The following is a 21,844-nucleotide window of genomic DNA, read 5'->3' as shown; positions in this document are numbered from 1 at the left end:
CTAATTTTTTCATTACGAGGAATTTTTTATTGCCACTCCACCGCCATTTCTCCTTAACCTATTTTATTCATCGGTATACCACAGGGCCAAAAAGTATAAAAGAAAATAAGATAAAACACGAAGCGTTCTCTTCTTAAATCAAAGTTATTTACAGATTGATATAGCTAAAATCTTTTATAAAAAACTACTCCGATATATAGGTCTTTTGACTAGAAGATATATTTATAATACTGTAATCGTCCTTTCCTTTTTTAACATGAAAATATTATCTATGAATAATACCACAGAGATCTTTAATAGCTTCTATGTTCTCCAATTTTAGATTTAATTCGCATGATGTTTACCAGTCCTCTCATTTCATCCGCTTTATTCGAACTTAAAAAAATTCTAGAACAATCCGAGATTGTATTCTTTTTTAAAATCTATTATCATGAGCGGTTTTGAGGATTATAGAAAATGCCGATGATAACGGTACCTGAAAACAGTGCTTTCGACGTCGCTATGCGACGTTTTAAGCGAGCGTGCGAAAAAGCTGGAATTCTTAGTAAGTTACGTCAAATTGAATACTACGAGAAACCAACGAGTAAAAGAAAACGAAAACGGGCCGCTGCTGTTAAACTTTACATAAAGAAAATGCAAAAAGAAAGAGAGGCAATGGAACGTGAAAGAACGCGACACCTGATGTGGTCGTAATAATATTGATTTATAATGACACAGTGATAAAAATAATAAAAAGATCTCATAATATAGATAATAAATCCTTACGAATATAAATTTTTCTTTTCCTTGTTATTGAAAACATCCGTTTGCACTTTCCCATTGTGTTGTGTTAAAACTTTCCCATAGAAAATGATTTTTAATATAATTAGATCTAGAAAAAAGTATTATGCGACATGTCCCACAATCTTTTATTCAAGATTTATTATCCTGTGTTGACATTGTGGAGTTAATTCAGTCACGCGTAAATTTAAAAAAAAAAGGTCCTAATTATTTAGGACTCTGCCCTTTTCATAATGAAAAAACACCATCTTTTACTGTTAGTCCTACAAAACAATTTTATTATTGTTTTGGGTGTGGAGCGAGTGGAAATGCTATTAATTTTTTAATGATGTTTGATCGCACTGAATTTATCGAAATTATCAAAGAGTTATCTTCTAAAATTGGCCTCAAGGTTCCAATAACAATCCATCCATCGGTATCATTTGAACTGAAAAATTTTTCTGATCTTTTGTCAAAAATTGCCCGTTATTATCGACAGCAATTAAAACGTTCGCCTATTGCCATTAACTATTTAAAAACACGCAAACTTACAGGCCAGATCGCCAAACAATTTGCTCTTGGATATGCACCTTTAAGTTGGGAGAATTTAAAGACATTTGCCGAACATCCTACAGTTAAAAATCAACTTATTATAAATGGACTACTTATTAAGAAAAATCATTTTTACTTCGATCGTTTCCGTCATCGTATCATCTTTCCTATTCGTGATATTAAAGGTCGTGTCATTGCTTTTGGAGGACGAGCCATAAGCAGACACGATCAGCCTAAATATATGAATTCACCGGAAACTCCAATCTTTCATAAAAGTAATGAATTGTATGGATTATACGAAGCCAATAAGAAACAGACTAATCTACCAAAATTTTTAATTGTAGAAGGCTACATGGATGTTATTGCACTGCATCAACATCAAATTACTTATGCTGTTGCCATACTAGGTACGTCCACTAATGCTAAACATTTAAAAAAGTTACTCAAATACACCAATGAAATCATTTATTGTTTTGACGGCGACAGCGCTGGACGAAAAGCTATTTGGCAAGCCATCACAGAAAGTCTACCATTAATGCACAATGGTATCGACATTCGCTTCCTGTTTTTACCTGAAGGAGAAGATCCTGATAGCTTAATTCGAAAGATAGGTAAACATGCCTTTGAGGAAAGAATAAAAGCAGCCCTATCTTTGAGTGATGTATTCTTTGATCTTCTAAAAAGAGAAATTCCATTATATTCTATCGCTAATAAAATTCATTTTGCTAAAAAGGCTCTGGAACACCTTAGCAAAATGCCGAAAGGCTTATTTTATCAACTTCTTATTGATAAACTCGCCAAATATTTATCGATTGAACTCAGTGAAATTTATTCGCTTGTCGAAGATAATTCAAAGAAAGAAACTAGATATTATCGTTTATTTTCTCAAATACTTTCTTTAGCTCATCATGCGATATCTATTTTAGCTCAAACACCGTCACTAGTTAATCTAGCTTTGAAGGATGTTGACGCCATTAGTAATGGACCAGATACGCAATTGCTTGTTAAAGTTATTAAATTTTTGAAAGAAAAACAAATCAAATCAACTGCTGAATTACTCGGCTTATGGATTAATTCTCAAGAACGTCAATTAATCGCGGATTTAGTTGGACGTCGTTTGTTCGAAGGATCTCGTTTATCAATCGATAATTTAGCTGTTGAACTTCAAGATGCCATTCAACGGCTCAAAAATCAAATAGAAAAAGAAAAAACATTGCAGCTTTTAAAGAAGCAAGAGCTTGAAGAAATAATTAACTGACCTTATAACGTATGACAGAAATAGATTGTTGTTCACTTAATCAGATTGTGCAGTTATTCTTAAAAGAAGTGCAATCTTTCTATATTAAGATGATACACTAATTAAGCTGCTAACTTTGGTAATACCAAAACTAAAAATCATCAAGTAATAAATACCAACAATATATCATAGGAAAAATGCTTTGAAAAAAGACAAGATAAGTATGCAAAACATGAAAAATAAAGAAAAAATTAAAAAAGTCGGGATAATGAAAAAATTTAAAGAAGAAAAAGCAATAAAAAATCTAAGTTCTTCTATACAAACATGGGGAGTTAAAGACGGAATGTCTTTTACTTTATCAACTGCTGCTCAATTGGAAGAAAACATCTCTGAAATACAACACTCAGGTTTCAATGCTTTATTAGATGAAGCTAAAAATAAAAGATATTTAGTTCACGAAGATCTTATCAACCTTCTCCCGAACGATTATACCGATCCTGCGCAAATGGAAGGAATTATTAGTCGGCTTACTGAAATGGGCATAAAGGTGTTCGAAATTCCCCCTGACGCAGATTCTATGCTTCTAGAAGACGATTCTCAATCGGATGATGAAGAAGACGTAGCAGAAGTATTAGCAACAGAAACAAGAACTACGGATCCCGTGCGCATGTATATGCGAGAGATGGGTAGTGTGGAATTATTAACACGTGAAGGTGAAATTGTCATTGCTAAAAAAATAGAAAGTGGAATTCGTCAGGTGATGGGAGCTATGGTTCAATACCCTAAACTCATTGAAAGTTTTATTAGGGAATACGAAAGTATAATAACTTCTGAAGGTCGCCTAAGCGATTTACTTATTGATTTCTTTGATGAAGAAAAACTATTTCCTCTCTTTGAGACTTCTAAAGAAGGTGATATTTCTATGTACGAAAGAGTCAGTGGTATCGAAGATAGTGCTGTTTCAGATGAGTTTGTCGGTGACAACGGACCGGATCCAATAGTAACACAAAAGCATATAGAAGAGCTAAAAATACTATATGATCGTTACTTACAAGCAATTAAAAGCTACGGCAAGACAGCACCAATTACTCTGAAGAATCAAAAGAACTTAGCAGAGTACTTTTCTACTTTTAAGCTTTCTATGCGACAGTTTAATCAACTCACTGGGCGACTTCGTTATCTATTAAAAGAAGTGCATCACTACGAACGGTTAATCATGAATTATTGTGTAATAAAAGCAAATACATCACGAAAAAAATTTATAGCTTCTTTTCCTTATAATGAAACCAATATGAGTTGGTTAGAAAAATATAAGAAAGAAAATCAGCAACAAAGCAAACAATTAGAATTCTATAGTAGAGATGTCTATCGCGCTCAGCAAAACTTAGCACAATTAGAAAAAAAAAGTAATTTAACTATTCAGGAAATTAAAGAAATCAACCGTCGTATTGCGATTGGAGAAGCTAAATCACGACGCGCAAAAAAAGAAATGATCGAAGCTAACCTACGATTAGTGATTTCTATAGCAAAAAAATACACTAATCGCGGATTACAATTTCTTGATCTAATTCAAGAAGGAAACATTGGTTTAATGAAGGCTGTAGATAAATTTGAATATCGCAGAGGCTATAAATTTTCAACCTATGCCACTTGGTGGATTAGACAAGCAATTACTCGATCGATTGCCGATCAGGCGCGTACTATTCGTATTCCTGTGCATATGATTGAAACTATAAATAAACTTAATCGCATTAGTCGGCAAATTTTTCAAGAAACTGGTATAGAAGCTACTCCAGAAGAATTAGGTCGTCATATGGATATGTCAGAAGAAAAAGTGAGAAAAGTACTAAAAATCGCTAAAGAACCTATTTCTATGGAAACACCAATTGGTGAAGATGAAGATTCTAATCTTAGTGATTTTATTGAAGATGCAAACATAGAATCACCTATCGATTTTGCAACTTCAGCTAGCTTAATAGAAGCAATTCGAGATATTTTGTCTACTTTAACACCACGTGAATCCAAAGTTTTGCACATGCGTTTTGGGATTGATATGAATACTGATCATACTTTAGAAGAAGTAGGTAAACAGTTTGACGTAACTCGAGAACGAATACGACAAATCGAAGCAAAAGCATTACGCAAATTACGTCATCCCAGCCGTGCTGAAAAATTATATAGTTTTCTTGAAACCGAAGAATAGTATCTACATTTTCTACACTTAATTAAAAATATTATTGCTTTAAAAAAAGTAATAGTTATAGAGCAGTTGTTCTATCAGCTTGTACACTTGCAAACCACGTTTTTTTGAAACACTACAAACACTTCGAGTAACTAAGAGACGAATTCAAAATATGAAAGACAACCTTTTTTAAAAAGATGACATTATTGGGCCCACCAGGATTCGAACCTGGGGCCTGTCGATTATGAGTCGATTGCTCTAACCAAACTGAGCTATGGGCCCTGTTATTTATTATCTACCTAAAGGAAACCACTTAGTTATATACTATCATTTAATAATACAGATAGCATCTATAACAATGCAATTATGTTTCTTATATTCTATTGTTCTATATTTTATTTTATGATTAGATAATTTTTTATGATTAAATGAGTGATTTTTGAACACATCCTTAATAATTATTGGTTGGCGTGAATGGCTTACTCTTCCCGATCTTGGAGTGAATCATATAAAAGCTAAGATTGATACTGGTGCCAAGACTTCAGCTCTACACGCTTCTTCTATAAATATAATTAAAGAGGGAAAAAACAACTACTTGCATTTTCAATTGTTTCCTGTAGAAAAAAACAATCAAGTTGTAATTTCTTGTAAGACAGATGATATTTTAGGACAAAAACTTATAACTAATTCTAGCGGACATAAAGAACTTCGCTATACCATTAAAACAAACATCATTCTAGGTAATAGATGTTGGCCTATAGAAATTACACTTACTAATCGCGATAAAATGGGTTTTCGAATGTTACTAGGACGATCAGCTCTGCAAAATACCATTATCAATCCTAATCAATCATTTTTAGCAAGTCAAAAGGGCGAAGTGCAGTGAAAATTATAATATTATCCACTAAGAAGAAACTATATTCTACACAGCGCTTAAAAGAAGCGGCCTGGTCAAGAGGACATCAAGTTAAGATCATTAATACATTGCGTTGTTACATGAGTTTAATCCACGAAAAACCTACTATTCACTACATGGGAAAAAAATTAGCTGCCTATGACGCTATTATTCCCCGTATTGGTTCTTCTGTTACTTTTTATGGAACAGCTGTAGTTCGCCAATTTGAAATGATGGGTATTTTCTGTCTCAATTCTTCGATAGCTATTACTCGATCCAGAGATAAATTTCGTTCACTCCAATTTCTTTCTAGAAAAGGAATTGATCTACCTATTACCGGCTTTGCCCATTCTCCTGATGACATTGATGACCTTATTCAAATGGTAGGAGGTCCACCTTTAATAATTAAACTTATTGAAGGTACACAAGGAATTGGTGTAGTGTTAGCTGAAACTAAAAAAGCAGCAGAAAGTGTAATACAAGCTTTCTTAGGATTAAAAGTAAACATTATTATTCAGGAGTTTATTGAAGAAACTCAAGGACGAGACGTACGTTGTTTTGTTATTAATAATAAAGTAGTTGCAGCTATGCAAAGAGAAGCACAGTCCGGCGATTTTAGATCAAACGTTCACCGAGGAGGAACGATAAAATTAATAAAAATTACTCCGAAAGAAAGAGAAATTGCTATTAATGCTGTCAAAGCTATGGGGCTCAATGTAGCTGGAGTTGATTTGTTACGGTCAAAACGTGGTCCATTAGTACTTGAAGTAAATGCATCCCCAGGCCTGCGTGGAATAGAAACCATTACTCGACAAGATATCGCTGGTATGATTATTAATTTTATAGAAAGAAACGCCAAACCAATTAAAAAATATAATCGCTATCAAGGCTAATGTAAAATTTCATAACATTTTAAAAGCATTAATGAAATTTTGAGAGGAATACTGTTGTCAAAAGTTGATTGTTTTTACTATTCCAAAAATTTTTACGACCTCTGTTTAGAAAACTTTAAATCGCCTCTTAATCCCGTTTGCATATAGATTCTCTTTTATACAATTGATATAATTTACCAATTCGTGTCTTTGTTTTATTTTAATTAGGAACATGCTTTAAAAATCTGCTTTCTTCAATGTTCGATTTTTAGAACAGAGTAGCGTTATTGTTAACAATTACACGACCAATAAAACTCTAGATTAGTAAAACGTTATGATTAATAAAAAAAAAATATGGATTTCTCGCATCATTCAAATAATAAAATTTACATCTTGTGGGTTTGGAGTTGGAACAATACCTTGGATGCCAGGTACATGTGGTACGATACTAGGTGTTGCCCTTTATTTTTTTATGTCAACTTTCTCCACTGATCCATAGCATTACAACATGTGTTCTTTTTATTTTTGGAGTGATCATTTGCGACATCACTGGTCGTGGTTTTGAGATTACCGATCATCCAAACATTGTATGGGATGAAATGGTTGGGTTTTTGTTTTTTTCAATAATGATACCTAACAACTGGTATTGTATTGCGGTGGGTTTTATTCTATTTCGTGCATTCGATATCTGGAAGCCTTGGCCTATCAAGTGGGTTGAAAGAAAAATTAGAGGTGGTTGGGGTATCATGATTGATGATATAATAGCTGCTTTATATGCAAGGGCAGTTTTAGCAATTATCATTAGGCTTGTACATCTGTATAATATAACCGCATATTGACAAACTGCATTTTGAACTTTATTTAGAATTTATTGTAATTAAAAAAAATGAATAGTATGTTTGTTTTAATCACATTCTTTTTTCAACCGTTCCAAGCCTTGTAAAAAATATTCAGTTCCACAATAAGGACATACAAAATAGCCTTTTTGTTCAATAGGTAAATAAATTTTAGGATGTTTGTTCCAAATATTTTTCCCCATCATCGGGCACGACAATGGCAAATCTGATTGAGTTATCTTATAATATTTCTGCAATAGATTAGTTTTATTAGTATTAGGTTTCATTTTATCTTGTAAGTTTAGCTACTAGCTACTGATTAAAAATCAGTAGAAGATTTGTTTTTCCAACCTTCTTTTTAATTATTACACTTAAATCAAATAATCCTAAAAATTAAGGGCTGCCTAATTTTCAGAGTTTTCCCAAGAAGCTTCCTCAACCAAAGCGACTAGTTGATCAAAAGCTTCATAACAAGTAAGGTCTACACGCAATGGAGTAATGGAGACACATTGATTGTTGATAGCAAAGAAATCTGTTCCAGGGCCCGCATCTTGTTCAGCCCCAACTGCTCCTACCCAATAAATAGGATGACCGCGAGGATCAATCTGTCGAATTATCGGTTCAGATTTGTGCCGAGCGCCTAATCTCGTAACTTTGAAACCCTTTAATTTATGATAAGGTAAATCCGGTACATTAATGTTCAATATCGCATTAGTAGCAAATAAAGAATCTTTCATAATATATTTAATTAACTTTTTCGTTACTTTAGCTGCCGTCTCATGATAAAAAAACCGTTCTCCTACTAACGAAACCGCCAGTGCAGGAATACCTAAAAAACGTCCCTCCATAGCGGCAGCGACTGTCCCGGAGTACCAAACATCATCTCCTAAATTAGGTCCATCATTAATCCCAGCTACTACTATGTCAGGAATTTTCTGTAACATTCCACCAGTAATAGCTAAATGTACACAATCAGTAGGTGTTCCTTCTACACTAATCATGCCGTTTTCTAAACTCTTAATATGTAATGGAGCATGTAAAGTCAAAGAATTACTTGAACCACTACGATTTCGATCTGGTGCGAAGACACTAATGTGACCTAGATTTTTTAGAGTATCAACTAAAATTGATAATCCTTTCGCATATACACCATCATCATTAGAAATTAGTAAATGCAATTTTTTATCTAAGGATATTCTTTTCATAAAAACGATGTTAACATTTTCACACCAAATCTGACGACAAATAGTCGTAAAATCCACTATGAATAAAGAGTAGAAATCTTATAAAACACTTCACCTTTCTTTATCATTCCTAAATCTTTTCGAGCGTGCTCTTCTATAGTTCGACTATCGTATCTCAAATTACAAATATCAGACATTAAAAAAACATTGCGCTCTACTAATTTTTTATTTTCAAACATCTGATGCTTAAGATTTACACAAAGAAAATAAGTCGATAAAACACCCCCCGATGTAAACCACAATTGATACTGTAGAAAGATGAGTAGAGAAAAAAGTATAAAAACAATTAATCGCATTTGCAATCTTCCCTTTTAAATGGAAAGACCATTCTTCCGGCATAAGGTGCTTGCTCCTTAAGTTCACGTTCAATTTGCAAGAGCCGATTGTATTTAGCTACTCTATCAGATCGACACAAAGAACCTGTTTTTATCTGCCCCGCGGTAGTAGCCACCGCTAAATCAGCAATGGTGGTATCTTCTGTTTCACCGGAACGGTGAGAAATAATAACACCATAATTGGCACTCTTAGCTAAACCTACAGTGGCTAATGTTTCTGTCAAAGTTCCAATTTGATTAAACTTAATTAGAATAGCATTTCCCACACCGCTTTTGATGCCTGCCTCGAGAATTTTTGCATTCGTAACAAAAATATCGTCTCCTACTAGTTGTGTTCCCTTTCCAAGATATTTTGTTAACAATTCCCAACCAGACCAATCTCTTTCAGAAAGACCATCTTCAATAGAAACAATCGGGTATTTTTTTATCCATTTTACATAGTTACCAATCATTGCTTCACTAGTAAGTCTTTTACCTTCGAAGAAATAATATCCTTTTTGATAAAGTTTTGAACTTGCTGCGTCAAGAGCTAAGTAAATATCTTTTCCGGAAATATAATGAGCGTCTTCAATAGCCTCTAAAATTAGTTCAAATACTTCCTCAACTCGCGGCAAGTCCAGAGAAAAACCACCTTCATCTCCGATAGAAGTCATCCATCCTCTGGATTTTAAACGATGCTTTAATGCGTGAAAAACTTCAGCTCCACAGCGTAAGGCCTCTGAAAAATTTGGTGCCCCTAAAGGAACAATCATAAATTCTTGAAAATCCAAATTATTATTTGCATGAACTCCGCCATTTATAATATTCATCATTGGAACTGGCATACTAAAAGGACCATCACCTCCTAAATAGCGATATAAAGGCAGATTTGCATCATCAGCTGCCGCGTAAGCTACCGCTAAAGATACACCAAGAATAGCATTAGCACCTAAATTAGCCTTGTTCTCCGTGCCATCCAATTCAATCATAATACGATCAATATCTTCTTGTGATCCAGGGTCTTGACCTAATAGAGAATCTCGGATAGGCCCATTTACATTATTCACTGCTTGCAACACACCTTTCCCCCTATAACGACCAGGATCGTGATCACGTAATTCTATAGCTTCATTTGCACCAGCCGAAGCTCCAGAAGGTACGGAAGCATAACCTCGTGCACGAGAAGAAAGAACAACTTCCACTACAATCGTAGGATCGCCACGAGAGTCTAAAATCTCGCGAGCACTAACATCAGTAATTATAGTTGCCATAACAGCGAAAATCTTGCATGTTTAATGTCTCTTTTCTTTCCTTAATCTACAAAATCTTCAAAGTTTTTAATAATTGCATTCTTTTCTATAAGGAAAGATTTTTTAATAATTTTATCGATGATCTGCAACGTCTTTAATAAAGGTTGAACCATACTCAATGGCCACGAAATAGATCCATCGCTTAACGCTTTATCAGGGTTTGGGTGAACTTCCATAAAAATTCCAGAAATTCCAGCCGCAACTGCAGAACGAGCTAAAACAGGAATCATTGCACTTTGCCCTCCAGAACTTACACCCCTTCCTCCAGGAAACTGCACAGAATGCGTAACATCAAATACTATTGGACAAGTGGTTTCACGCATAATAGCCAAAGACCGCATATCAACAATTAAATTATTATAACCAAAAGTATATCCTCGCTCGCATATCATAATCTTTTTATTCCCTGTCATCCATGCTTTAGCTACTACTTGTTTCATATCCCATGGTGCCAAAAATTGGCCTTTTTTTATGTTAACAGGTTTACCACAGCCTGCAACACTGAAAACAAAATTACTTTGTCGGCATAAAAAGGCAGGAATTTGTAAAACGTCCGCAACAGCAACCACTTCATCCAATGCAGTATCTTCATGCACATCTGTTAAAATTGGTACTTTAATCGTTTGTTTAACTTTTTCGAGAATTTTTAGTCCTTTATCGATACCAGGACCTCGATAACTCAAATGAGAAGAACGATTAGCTTTATCAAAAGAAGTCTTAAAAATAAAAGGCATCTGTAAACTCTGAGTAATTTCTTTAAGTTCACTTGCTACGTCCAGGACAAGTTGTTCGCTTTCTATTACACAAGGTCCCGCGATCAAAAATAATGGTTTATCTAAACCTATTTCAAAATCAATTATTTTCATAATACATTTCGCAATTCAAAATCCTACAAAAAGATAACTAAGTAAAAACCTGATATCAAAAAACCCATAGATAATCATTATAGTTTTATTTTCTTTATTGTATTTTAACAACATAATACATTGTAATAAGCAAATTATACTTCCACAATATGGATTATAACAAATAACTCATCTTTAATACCAAATCGGCACACGGGAATAAGAGATGCATTATTAAACAGTTTTCGTATTTTTATACTTTGTTTCTAATGCAGATCTAATAAAGTCAATGAAAAGCGGATGTCCTCTGCGAGGAGTAGAAGTGAATTCAGGATGAAATTGGCATCCTAAAAACCAGGGATGATTGGATAATTCAATGATTTCTATAAAACGATTATCAATTGAACGTCCTGATATAACTAAATTTTTTTTCTCTAGTTCACTAATCCAATCATTATTAATTTCGTAGCGATGACGGTGTCGCTCTGTAATAACATCTTTCCCATAGAGTTGTCGTGCTAATGTCTGAGGCTTAAGTCGGCAGATCTGCCCACCTAATCGCATAGTTCCATATAAAAAAAAGTCTTTATTACAGATTGTGGGCTTCTCAATCATTACGTTGTCTTCCTTTACTGACCATGTTTTCACTGATATTACAACTGGATAAGGACTATTTGGATCAAATTCTGTACTATTAGCATTTTGCATAGCGGCTTTATTACGAGCAAACTCGATTACTGCAATTTGCATTCCTAAACAAATTCCCAAATAAGGAATATTGTTTTCTCTTGCATAACGCGCTGCTAAAATTTTTCCCTCAATACCTCTTGCGCCAAATCCTCCTGGTATTAAAATAGCGTTGGTATTTTCTAATACACACGTACCATGTGTTTCAATCGCTTCAGAATCAATGTATTCAATATTAATTCGCGTATTTGTATGAATACCAGCATGTATAAGTGCTTCATTTAAAGACTTATAAGAATCCGAAAGATCCACATACTTTCCAACTACAGAAACACTTACTAAGTGAAGAGGATTTTTTTGTACTATTATTATCTTTTTCCAATCGCTTAAATTAGTATAAGCGACATTTATTTTTAATTTTTCACAAATTTGGTCTCCTAATCCTTGATCATGTAGAATTAAAGGAATTTCATAAATAGATTCTACGTCCAACAGAGAAATAACATTCTTGGCAGTTACATTAGTAAATAAAGCTATTTTTTCTCGATCAGACTTGGATAATGGCTTTTCAGAACGACATATTAGAATGTCTGGTTGAATACCAATAGACCGAAGTTCTTTTACCGAATGTTGAGTAGGTTTAGTTTTAATTTCCCCTAAAATAGAAATATAAGGCACTAAAGTTAAATGAATAAATAGTGTATTCTTTTTTCCTAATTCTATACGCATTTGTCGAATAGCTTCTAGAAAAGGTAAAGATTCAATATCTCCAACAGTCCCTCCAATTTCCACTAAAGCAACATCCACTCCTCTAGCACCTTCACGAATTCTTTTCTTAATTTCATCTGTAATATGAGGAATAACCTGAACAGTTCTACCTAAAAATCCACCACATCTTTCTTTTCTAATGATATCAGCATAAATTTTTCCTGTTGTAAAATTGTTCTTTCGCGTCATGGTGATATTAACGAAGCGTTCATAATGTCCTAAATCTAAATCAGTTTCTGCTCCATCCTCTGTTACAAATACTTCACCGTGTTGGAAAGGATTCATAGTGCCAGAATCGACATTAATGTAAGGGTCGAGCTTAAAAAAAGTAATTTTAAAACCTTGTGCTTCAAGAATTGCTCCAAGAGAAGCTGAAGCAATACCTTTTCCTAAAGAAGAAACCACTCCTCCAGTAACAAAAATATATTTCACCATAAACTTCTCCCATCTTTTACTAAAGACAGAGGATAATCTTAAAAAAGTAAACGCTTCTTCTAAAAACCATAATTTGTATTAATAAAAGTTGTGTTAACAAAGTGCACATCATTTTTCAAAATAAAAACAAGCTTTATCTTTTATCGTTACTTTGGCAGAGTTATTCCTTGTTGTCCCTGATATTTTCCACTACGATCTTTATAAGAAACTTCGCAGATTTCATCAGATTCTAGAAATAACATTTGCGCGATTCCTTCATGGGCATAAATTTTAGCGGGTGAATTAGTGGTATTAGAAAATTCTAACGTAACATGTCCTTCCCACTCGGGTTCTAGAGGTGTGATATTAACTATTATCCCACATCGAGCGTAAGTAGATTTACCTAAGCAAATCGTCAATACGTTTCTCGGAATTCTAAAATATTCTACTGTACAAGCTAAAGCAAACGAGTTGGGTGGAATAATACAAATGTCTGTTTTTAAATCCACAAAACCACTTCTGTCAAAATTTTTTGGATCAACAATAGAAGTATTAATATTAGTAAAAATTTTAAACTCATTTGTACAACGAACATCATACCCATAACTTGAAGTTCCATAAGACACTACTATTCCAGACGATGTTTGACAAACTTGATTCGACTCAAAAGGACAAATCATTTTATGGGATTTTGCCATATAACGAATCCATCTATCTGATTTAATTGACATTCAATTCACCCTCTTCCACGATAAACACTAGAAAACTTCATATTACGATTATTTTATTAGTGTGAAGATAACTGTTCTATTAACGTGAAGGCAATATTTTCGTAGATTTTTGCTATGGAACTATTTGGATCTGAAATTACTATTGGTGTTCCTCTATCCGAATTTTTACGAATAACAATATCAAGAGGTATTTTCCCCAAAATGGGAATGCTATTGGCATCAGCCATCCTTTTTCCACCCTCATTTCCAAAAATAGCTACTTCGTGATTACAAAAAGAACATTTATAAATTGCCATATTCTCAATAAGACCCAGAATAGGAATTCCTAACTTTCTAAACATTACAAGCGCTTTATTTGCGTCAACTAAGGCCACTTTTTGAGGAGTAGTGACAATAATAATCCCAGTGAGATGGATCTTTTTAGCTAAAGTTAGTGGTATATCTCCTGTACCTGGGGGTAGATCTAAGATAAGAAAATCAAGGTCCTCCCACAACGTTTCATAAATCAGCTGAAATAGCGCTTGACTCACCATGGGACCACGCCACACCATCGGAGTGTGTGCATCAGTCAGATAACCCATGGAAATTGTTTGAATACCGTATTTACGAAGAGGAATAATTTTTTTATTAGATCTGTCGATCCGTGGTTTTTCGTGAATGCCTAACATAATAGGCTGACTTGGCCCATGGATATCGGCATCTAACAGACCTACCTTAGCTCCTGCTTTTTTGTAAAGAGCGATGGCAAGGTTAACAGCTGTCGTTGATTTTCCAACACCCCCTTTTCCTGCAGCAATAGCAATGGTACTTTTAATCATAAGTAACTGCTCTTTTTATACTGCAACGAATTGTTAATGTTAATACAATGTCCCCTAAATGTCGTGAATAAAAAATTCAATCATTTTTTTGTAAGATATAAAGTATTAAAGATACTATATTAAACAATTTTAAGATGCAAATTACTAACAAAATAGGTATAGTATTTTGTTTATATGCATATAAACAAAAGGTATATTCTGGTTACCGCTGCTTTTCCATATGCTAATGGGCCTATTCATTTAGGCCACATGGTGGGGTATATACAATCCGATATTTGGGTTCGTTTTCATCGTCTCTCTGGAAATTCATGCATTTATATCTGCGGAGAAGATGCTCACGGAACTGCTGTCATGATTGCTGCTAAAAAACTTGGTATTTCTCCCGAAGCTTTAGCAACTAATATGCGAACAGAACACATCAGAGATTTTACTGATTTTTTAATTAGTTTTGACAACTTTTACACAACACATTCTCCTGAAAACCGTATATTATCAGAATCTATTTATAATCAATTAAAAATTAAAGGTGATGTTTTTGCGAAAACTATTGCACAAGCTTATGATCCTATACAAAATATATTCCTTCCTGATCGCTTTATCAGAGGAACTTGTCCTCATTGTATGACACTGGATCAGTACGGTGACGTTTGCGAATCATGCGGTTCTACGTATAATCCTATGGAATTAATTAATCCGGTTTCTACTCTTTCTAGCGCTCAACCCATACAAAAGTACTCAAAACATTATTTTTTTGCTTTAAACCGGTATAGCAGTTTTCTACAGAACTGGATTAACGAAGACCATTTACAACCACAGGTTGCAAATAAATTAAAAGAATGGTTTAAAAATGGCCTTAAAGCATGGGATATTTCGCGGGATGTTCCCTATTTTGGTTTTAACATTCCTGGTTTAATTGATAAATATTTTTATGTATGGTTAGATGCTCCTATTGGCTACATGGCTAGTCTTCAGAACCTTACTAAACGACGTTCTGAGATTGATTTCAGTTTTTATTGGGGCAAAGAAAGTTTAGCCGAACTATATCATTTTATCGGAAAAGATATTATCTATTTTCACTCCCTTTTTTGGCCAGCCATGCTTACTGGCGCAGGCTTTCGATTACCAACTAAAATTTGTGTGCACGGTTATTTAACCATTAATGGCCAAAAAATATCAAAATCTCGAGGTATATTTATCACTGCTCGTCAGTATTTAAAATATTTAAATGTAGAATACTTACGGTACTATTTTGCCTATAAACTTAGCTCCCAAATTGAAGATATTGATTTTAATCTAGAAGACTTTACTCAACGTGTTAATTCCGATTTGGTTGGTAAATATATTAACTTGGCTAGTCGGTGCGCGAGCTTTATTAATAAAAACCAGGAAAGTAAATTATCTGACATGCTACCAGAACTCTCTTTATATAAGTACTTTATAGCAGCTAAAAAAAATATTTTAGAACACTATGAAGCTTTAAATTATCATAAAGCTATACGTATAATCATGGCTCTCGCTGATCGAGCTAATCAATACGTTGATAGAGAAAAGCCATGGGAGCTAATAAAAAGACCTAATCAAAAAAAGCACGTACAAGATATATGTACACAAGGGTTAAATTTATTTAAAATTCTAACAACTTACTTAAAACCCGTCTTACCACAAATAGCAAAGAAAGTAGAAGTATTTCTTAATTGCGGTGAATTAAATTTTATAAATTTAGGAAAACCATTACTTAATCAACCAATTAATCCATTTAAGCCGCTAATACAAAGAATAACTAAAGAAGTCATTGATAAATTAAAACAGTAGTAATACGGTGGGTGGTAATAACAATGAACAAAGCAAAAAAAGCGCTTATTGACAAACTAAACAATCTATTGCCACAAACTCAATGTGGTTTATGCGGTTATGATGCTTGTCGTCCTTATGCTATTGCCATTATAAAAAATGAAGCTTCTATAGATCGTTGTTTGCCAGGTGGCATTGAGGCGCTTGTGGGTATAGCTACTTGCGTAAAGAAAAATCCGAATTTGTATGTAAAGAAAATGAAAAAAAAAGCAAAGCCACCAACCATAGCGAGTATTCATGAAGAAGAATGTGTTGGATGTACTAAGTGTATCCAGGTTTGCCCTACCGATGCTATTATTGGTGCATCGAAGCTAGCACATACAATAATTACAGATGCGTGTACAGGATGTGAGCGGTGTCTATCGGTTTGTCCAATGAATTGTATTGAAATAAAAACTCTTTCTACTATAAAAAATCCCCTGTACGCATGGAATACTCGTTCACATGAATGGCGTATTCGTTATGAAAAACGCAAGAGGAGATTAAGAAATCAATCTAAGAAGAAACTTCAATCTCAAGAAGAGCTTGTTATGTCAAAAAGAATAACATTAAAAGCCCGCCAAGCAGCTATTCGAATCGCCGTAGCTCGATATCACCAAAAAAGAAAGCATCGTGAATCACAGCGAATGTGAAGAAATTTTTCGTCGCTTCAAAATGCGCAATACTACCCCAACTTCAGAATTAAATTACAACTCTAGGTTTGAGCTGCTAATTGCAGTAATGTTATCTGCTCAAACTACAGATAAGAAAGTCAATAAAAACACAAAAGAACTATTTAAAATAGCAAACCTACCCTCTAAAATCCTAGACCTTGGAGAGGATAACTTAAAAAATCGTATCAGATCTCTTGGTTTATATAATATTAAAGCTAAAAATATTATCGAGACTTGCAAAATATTAGTAGAAAAATATAACTCACAGATACCTAAAACACGCAAAGAACTTGAAACACTTCCCGGTATTGGCAGAAAAACAGCAAACGTTATTTTAAACACTGCTTTTGGATATCCTATTATTGCAGTTGATACGCATGTTTTTCGTGTAGCGAACCGTACTGGACTAGCCATAGGGAAAACACCATTATCAGTAGAAAATAAATTAATGAAGGTAATTTCTAAAAAATATCTGCCCAATGCTCATCATTGGCTTGTTTTACATGGACGCTACATATGTACCGCTCGCTTAGTTAAATGTTCTGCATGTTTCATTAACGACTTATGTGAATATCCTATAAAATCATTTTATCAATGATAAATTCACCTAATCCTATAATTCTTCCAAGAAAAGCGTTAATATAATAAGTGAATCTCTCAAAATACTAGAAAATTAATAACATAATCATAATTAACCGATAAAAATTCTTTTTTCTTCTTGAATATTACCTTAATTTGGAGATTTGTCCCTTAGGGTTTTTGATGTCAGAGGTGGCTTGATTAAATTCATTGAGTAAATAAGAAAAGTGAAGAAAATTACAATAATCCGACCGGACGACTGGCATTGTCACCTGCGTGATCATGTGTATCTTGCAAGAACTGTAACAGATACTGCTCTCCGATTCGAAAGAGCAGTTATCATGCCCAATCTAATGCCACCAGTCGTAACAGTAGCTCAAGCTAAGGCTTATTATAAAAGAATTAAACAGTATATCCCACATAACATAACATTTTTTCCTTTAATGACACTATACCTTACCGATACTATGTCTTCAGAAGAAATTAGAGCCGCTAAACAGTCAAATTTTATCGTTGCTTGTAAGCTATACCCCACAGGGGTAACTACGCATTCTCAAACTAGAATTACAACTCTACAGAAAATGTATTCTATTATAGAAGTGCTACAATCTGTAGATTTACCTTTATTACTTCATGGAGAATCTGCTGATCCGTCCGTCGATATTTTCGATCGAGAAGCCGTTTTTGTTGAACAAGAATTAATACCTTTAATTAAACGTTTTCCGAGTTTGCGGATAGTCTTGGAACATATTTCTACTAAAGTAGCAGTAGACTTTATTACTGAGACGACCAAATCGACATTGTCGGCAACGATTACTCCTCATCATGCTTTACTTACGAGAGATCACTTATTGAAAAATGGTCTTCACCCCCATCATTATTGTTTTCCGGTATTAAAAACACGTACAGACCGAACAGCACTTATTAAAGCAGCTATTAGCGGTAATTCAAAATTCTTTTTAGGTACAGATAGTGCTCCGCATTCAAAAATAAAGAAAGAATCGGCTTATGGGGCTGCAGGTATCTACAACGCCCCCACTGCCATTGAAATTTATACAGAACTGTTTGACCGTTACAACGCGTTAGATAAACTAGAAGGATTTTCTAGTCACTTCGGTGCACAATTTTATCAATTACCATTGAATACTAAAAAAATTACTTTGGTCAAAAAAGCTTGGAAAGTGGTTCCATTCTTACCTTTTGGTACGGATGTTGTAATACCATTTTTAGCAGGGAAAACATTAAATTGGCAAATGAGTTTTTTCTGATAAAATTATCTAAAACATAATAAGCTTTACATGATCGAAAACGACTCTCATTCAGCGTCTCTTTTAAAAGAAAGATTTAGTGGCTATCTTCCAGTTGTAGTGGACATTGAAACTGGTGGATTGGAACCTCTTAAAAATCCTTTGCTAGAAATAGCTGCTATTCTAATCGGTATGGACCATAAGAAAAAGATTTATTCTGGGAAGTTATTCGCTCGTCACATATTACCATTTAAAAACTCTATTTTAGACCCAGTCTCACTGGAGATTACGCGTATTGATCCTTTCCATCCATTCCGCTTCGCTATTAGCGAAGAAAAAGCACTGCAGGAATTATTTGTATTTGTAGAAAAAGCCGTAGCTGTACACAACTATCGTCGAGCAGTACTTGTAGGACACAATGCCCATTTTGATTTATCTTTCATTCATGCGGCTATGAAACGTTGTAAGGTAAAAAAATCTCCTTTTCATACTTTCATCTGTTTTGATACCGCTACACTAGCAGCCACCGTATTTGGTAAACCTGTGTTGGCCAAAGCATTACGCGAAGCTTGTATCCCTTTTGATAAAAGGGAAGCACATTCTGCTATTTATGATGCGAAATGTGCGTCCGAATTATTTTGTTATATTGTTAACAGACTCGGATGCATATGGAAACCAATAAAAAAGAACTAAATAAACTTTAAAAATTAAGAAGCATTCGTCGCTAATAAGTACTTTACAACACCTTCTGGAGAAGCTTGAATACCAACGTCACCTTTCTTCCAGTTTGCTGGACAGACTATATTTTCATTTTTCTCAGTAAATTGTAGAGCATCTATCACACGTAGGATTTCTGAGATACTGCGACCTAATGGGAAATCATTTACGGTCTGAGATCGAACTATTGCTTGTTTATCAATTAAAAAAACACCTCGCAAAGCAATTCCACCATCTTGTGGATATTCAACTCCGTAGCTACGACAAACACTATGAGAAACATCCGAAGCTAAAGTGTAACTAACACTCCCAATGCCACCTTTTTCTACAGGAATGCTACGCCAAGTATAATGGGCAAACTGAGAATCTACAGAAATAGCAACTATTTCCACATTGCGTTCATAGAAATCATTAATTGCATGATGCAAAGCAATCAACTCAGAAGGACAGACAAAAGTGAAATCCAAAGGATAGAAAAAAACTAATCCGTATTTATTCTTTATAGATTTATATAAGTTAAAATCTTCCACAATATCACCACTTGCCAAAACTGCCGGAACTGTGAAATCAGGTGCTTTACGTCCTACCAAAACTTCCATAAACAACATACCTCTAAAAATAAATCAATTTTGATAATACAATATTGTATATTCATTTGTCAATTTTCTAAATTTAATAAAATCCAAAGAACTAGAAAATTCAGCGATAATCAGATATCATCCTCGTTACGCAAAGCACAATTAAATCAATGCTTGTGCAATAAGAAGCGTCTAGTTTTGATGACGAAAACTAGAAATTTCGAATAATTTAGTAAGGAGATTATATGGTTTTTAAGCTTTTAAATTTACCGTATTGTGTGAGGGATTTAGAACCTTACATTTCTAAAGAGACTTTAGAATACCATCATGATAAGCATCATCGTGCATACGTGAATAAATTAAATAATTTAATTAAAGGAACGTCCTTTGAGAATCAATCACTCGAGGAAATCATTATGCAGTCTGATGGTAGTATTTTTAATAACGCTGCTCAAAGTTGGAATCATGACTTCTATTGGCGTTGTATGAGTGCCAAAGGTAGTGGTGGAAATCTACATAGTAACGATGATTTAAATTCGGCAATAAATAATAATTTCGGATCCTTAGAAAAATTTAAAACAACTTTTACTCATGTAGCTAACAATCATTTTGGCTCTGGATGGACTTGGCTAGTAAAAGATAAAAATGGAAAGTTAGAAATCTTAAATACAGTAAATGCTGTTAACCCGATGGTAGATAAAAAAACACCATTACTAGTATGTGATTTATGGGAACATGCTTACTATATAGACACACGAAATGATCGGCTAAAATATATTAATAATTTTTGGTATATAGTTAACTGGAATTTTGTAATAGAAAATTTTAATCTGTATGATTAACGTTATTATTAATGGGATTAATGGTAGAATGGGTCAAATAATTAAGGAAAATATTGCAACTCAGTCTGACTTTTGCTTGGTTGCTGGAACTAATAGACAAGATGACTTGATGGCAACTATTAAAATGAAAAAAGCAGATGTAGTTATTGATTTTACTGTGCCCAGCGCAGTTTTTTCCAATACAAAGACGATCATCAACTCTGGAGCTCGTCCAGTAATTGGCACCACAGGATTAACCGTAGAACAGATTAATATTTTATCGCAACAATGTCAGATAAAAAAAATAGGCGGGATAATTGCCCCAAACTTTTTTTTAGGAGCGGTCTTAATGATAAAATATGCAAAAGACGCTTCTCAGTATTTTTCTAATGCTGAAATTGTTGAAATGCACCATCCTTACAAACAGGACGCTCCTTCAGGTACTGCAATCAGAACCGCACAAAAGATGAAAATCGTAAAACAGAACTGTTCCAACAAACAAAACAATTCTAAAGAAGAAAACACTCCTTTATCTAGAAATCCTGCCCGTGGAATACTAAAAAATAACGTTCCAATTCATTCCGTTCGTCTTTCCGGCTTTTTTTCCCAACAGTCAGTATTCTTTGGTGGAAATGGGGAAGTATTGACTATTCGACACGATGGGATGGATCGTAAATGCATGACATCTGGAATTTTTATAGCGTGTCGCAAAGTGATGGCACTTGATCATTTAGTGCATGGATTAGAAAATATTTTATAAATGCTTCTAAAACCTATAAAAAAGACCCACACCCGTTTTTGCACTTAATAATGTCACTTCTTTCTTTTGGTCAGAGCTTTAAAAAATAAAAATAAATTTAGATAAAATATGTGCAAAAATCCTAATTAAGATTTAATTTACATCAGCAACATTAAAATACAATTTAAATTTCAC

General features: G+C 34.0%; 22 protein-coding genes and 1 tRNA gene. 13 read left to right on the top strand and 10 right to left on the bottom strand.

The window, feature by feature from the left end:
• Nucleotides 1–456: 456 nt before the first annotated feature.
• The 3 genes from rpsU (at nucleotide 457) to rpoD (ending at nucleotide 4,751) form a co-directional block, all read left to right on the top strand.
• Nucleotides 457–693 (top strand): 30S ribosomal protein S21, encoded by a 237-nt coding sequence (gene rpsU / locus Z664_RS00480; RefSeq protein ID WP_039669802.1) that lies wholly within the window; start codon nucleotides 457–459, stop codon nucleotides 691–693.
• A gap of 193 nt (nucleotides 694–886) precedes the next feature.
• Nucleotides 887–2,569 carry a DNA primase gene (gene dnaG / locus Z664_RS00475; protein ID WP_039669801.1) on the top strand — a complete coding sequence of 561 codons (1,683 nt, stop codon included), beginning with the start codon at nucleotides 887–889 and terminating at the stop codon, nucleotides 2,567–2,569.
• Nucleotides 2,570–2,891: 322 nt separating this feature from the next.
• Entirely contained in the window at nucleotides 2,892–4,751 is a 1,860-nt protein-coding gene (rpoD, locus tag Z664_RS00470; RefSeq protein ID WP_439895523.1) for an RNA polymerase sigma factor RpoD, read from the top strand.
• A 186-nt stretch (nucleotides 4,752–4,937) separates the two neighbouring features.
• On the opposite strand, the gene Z664_RS00465 is transcribed toward rpoD, so the two are convergent.
• A tRNA-Ile gene (locus Z664_RS00465) sits at nucleotides 4,938–5,012 on the bottom strand.
• A 157-nt stretch (nucleotides 5,013–5,169) separates the two neighbouring features.
• Here Z664_RS00465 and Z664_RS00460 point away from each other — a divergent pair.
• From Z664_RS00460 to Z664_RS03060, 3 genes are all read left to right on the top strand, one after another.
• Nucleotides 5,170–5,616, top strand: a complete 447-nt coding sequence (locus Z664_RS00460) for an ATP-dependent zinc protease family protein (protein WP_039669800.1) — start codon at nucleotides 5,170–5,172, stop codon at nucleotides 5,614–5,616.
• Nucleotides 5,613–6,518 carry a 30S ribosomal protein S6--L-glutamate ligase gene (gene rimK, locus Z664_RS00455; protein ID WP_039669799.1) on the top strand — a complete coding sequence of 302 codons (906 nt, stop codon included), beginning with the start codon at nucleotides 5,613–5,615 and terminating at the stop codon, nucleotides 6,516–6,518. The genes Z664_RS00460 and rimK overlap by 4 nt, the downstream gene beginning before the upstream one ends.
• A gap of 431 nt (nucleotides 6,519–6,949) precedes the next feature.
• Complete coding sequence (locus Z664_RS03060) at nucleotides 6,950–7,336, top strand: phosphatidylglycerophosphatase A family protein (RefSeq protein WP_084588722.1); 387 nt, start codon at nucleotides 6,950–6,952, stop codon at nucleotides 7,334–7,336.
• 65 nt (nucleotides 7,337–7,401) lie between these two features.
• Here Z664_RS03060 and Z664_RS00445 read toward each other — a convergent pair whose 3' ends face one another.
• The 8 genes from Z664_RS00445 to Z664_RS00410 all read right to left on the bottom strand — a co-directional run bounded on the left by Z664_RS00445 (nucleotide 7,402) and on the right by Z664_RS00410 (nucleotide 14,464).
• Complete coding sequence (locus tag Z664_RS00445) at nucleotides 7,402–7,620, bottom strand: zinc-finger domain-containing protein (RefSeq protein WP_039669798.1); 219 nt, start codon at nucleotides 7,618–7,620, stop codon at nucleotides 7,402–7,404.
• A 117-nt stretch (nucleotides 7,621–7,737) separates the two neighbouring features.
• Nucleotides 7,738–8,511, bottom strand: a complete 774-nt coding sequence (surE, locus tag Z664_RS00440) for a 5'/3'-nucleotidase SurE (RefSeq protein ID WP_039670171.1) — start codon at nucleotides 8,509–8,511, stop codon at nucleotides 7,738–7,740.
• An 83-nt stretch (nucleotides 8,512–8,594) separates the two neighbouring features.
• Entirely contained in the window at nucleotides 8,595–8,873 is a 279-nt protein-coding gene (locus Z664_RS00435) for a septum formation initiator family protein (protein ID WP_039669797.1), read from the bottom strand.
• Nucleotides 8,864–10,162: a phosphopyruvate hydratase gene (gene eno / locus Z664_RS00430; protein WP_039669796.1), complete on the bottom strand. Its 1,299-nt coding sequence runs from the start codon at nucleotides 10,160–10,162 to the stop codon at nucleotides 8,864–8,866. Before eno ends, Z664_RS00435 begins: the two co-directional genes overlap by 10 nt.
• A gap of 41 nt (nucleotides 10,163–10,203) precedes the next feature.
• Complete coding sequence (gene kdsA, locus Z664_RS00425; RefSeq protein WP_039669795.1) at nucleotides 10,204–11,067, bottom strand: 3-deoxy-8-phosphooctulonate synthase; 864 nt, start codon at nucleotides 11,065–11,067, stop codon at nucleotides 10,204–10,206.
• A 213-nt stretch (nucleotides 11,068–11,280) separates the two neighbouring features.
• A complete protein-coding gene (gene pyrG, locus Z664_RS00420; protein WP_039669794.1) occupies nucleotides 11,281–12,936 on the bottom strand; it encodes a CTP synthase in 1,656 nt (551 codons plus the stop codon).
• Nucleotides 12,937–13,082: 146 nt separating this feature from the next.
• A complete protein-coding gene (dcd, locus tag Z664_RS00415) occupies nucleotides 13,083–13,646 on the bottom strand; it encodes a dCTP deaminase (RefSeq protein ID WP_039669793.1) in 564 nt (187 codons plus the stop codon).
• A gap of 56 nt (nucleotides 13,647–13,702) precedes the next feature.
• Nucleotides 13,703–14,464: an Mrp/NBP35 family ATP-binding protein gene (locus Z664_RS00410; RefSeq protein ID WP_052246301.1), complete on the bottom strand. Its 762-nt coding sequence runs from the start codon at nucleotides 14,462–14,464 to the stop codon at nucleotides 13,703–13,705.
• A 174-nt stretch (nucleotides 14,465–14,638) separates the two neighbouring features.
• On the opposite strand from Z664_RS00410, the gene metG reads away from it, so the two are divergent.
• The 5 genes from metG (at nucleotide 14,639) to Z664_RS00385 (ending at nucleotide 19,487) form a co-directional block, all read left to right on the top strand.
• Nucleotides 14,639–16,276 carry a methionine--tRNA ligase gene (metG, locus tag Z664_RS00405; RefSeq protein ID WP_039669792.1) on the top strand — a complete coding sequence of 546 codons (1,638 nt, stop codon included), beginning with the start codon at nucleotides 14,639–14,641 and terminating at the stop codon, nucleotides 16,274–16,276.
• 23 nt (nucleotides 16,277–16,299) lie between these two features.
• On the top strand, nucleotides 16,300–16,947 hold the full coding sequence (locus Z664_RS00400) for an RnfABCDGE type electron transport complex subunit B (RefSeq protein ID WP_039669791.1): 648 nt from the start codon (nucleotides 16,300–16,302) through the stop codon (nucleotides 16,945–16,947).
• Nucleotides 16,928–17,566 (top strand): endonuclease III, encoded by a 639-nt coding sequence (nth, locus tag Z664_RS00395; RefSeq protein ID WP_039669790.1) that lies wholly within the window; start codon nucleotides 16,928–16,930, stop codon nucleotides 17,564–17,566. The genes Z664_RS00400 and nth overlap by 20 nt, the downstream gene beginning before the upstream one ends.
• 208 nt (nucleotides 17,567–17,774) lie before the next feature.
• Nucleotides 17,775–18,815 carry a dihydroorotase gene (gene pyrC, locus Z664_RS00390; RefSeq protein WP_039669789.1) on the top strand — a complete coding sequence of 347 codons (1,041 nt, stop codon included), beginning with the start codon at nucleotides 17,775–17,777 and terminating at the stop codon, nucleotides 18,813–18,815.
• A 33-nt stretch (nucleotides 18,816–18,848) separates the two neighbouring features.
• Nucleotides 18,849–19,487 carry an exonuclease domain-containing protein gene (locus Z664_RS00385; RefSeq protein ID WP_407641456.1) on the top strand — a complete coding sequence of 213 codons (639 nt, stop codon included), beginning with the start codon at nucleotides 18,849–18,851 and terminating at the stop codon, nucleotides 19,485–19,487.
• Nucleotides 19,488–19,501: 14 nt separating this feature from the next.
• Here the strand turns inward: Z664_RS00385 and Z664_RS00380 are convergent, their stop codons facing one another.
• Entirely contained in the window at nucleotides 19,502–20,110 is a 609-nt protein-coding gene (locus tag Z664_RS00380; RefSeq protein ID WP_039669787.1) for a peroxiredoxin, read from the bottom strand.
• A 224-nt stretch (nucleotides 20,111–20,334) separates the two neighbouring features.
• Between Z664_RS00380 and Z664_RS00375 the strand changes: the two genes are divergently transcribed.
• Together Z664_RS00375 and dapB are read left to right on the top strand one after the other, a co-directional pair.
• Nucleotides 20,335–20,931 carry a superoxide dismutase gene (locus tag Z664_RS00375; protein WP_039669786.1) on the top strand — a complete coding sequence of 199 codons (597 nt, stop codon included), beginning with the start codon at nucleotides 20,335–20,337 and terminating at the stop codon, nucleotides 20,929–20,931.
• Nucleotides 20,924–21,670 carry a 4-hydroxy-tetrahydrodipicolinate reductase gene (gene dapB / locus Z664_RS00370; RefSeq protein ID WP_039669785.1) on the top strand — a complete coding sequence of 249 codons (747 nt, stop codon included), beginning with the start codon at nucleotides 20,924–20,926 and terminating at the stop codon, nucleotides 21,668–21,670. Before Z664_RS00375 ends, dapB begins: the two co-directional genes overlap by 8 nt.
• Nucleotides 21,671–21,844: the final 174 nt, after the last annotated feature.

The organism is Coxiella endosymbiont of Amblyomma americanum, from assembly GCF_000815025.1.
GTDB lineage: Bacteria > Pseudomonadota > Gammaproteobacteria > Coxiellales > Coxiellaceae > Coxiella.
Note: the sequence above shows the minus strand (reverse complement) of the source record. Positions and strands in the feature narration are given on the sequence as shown.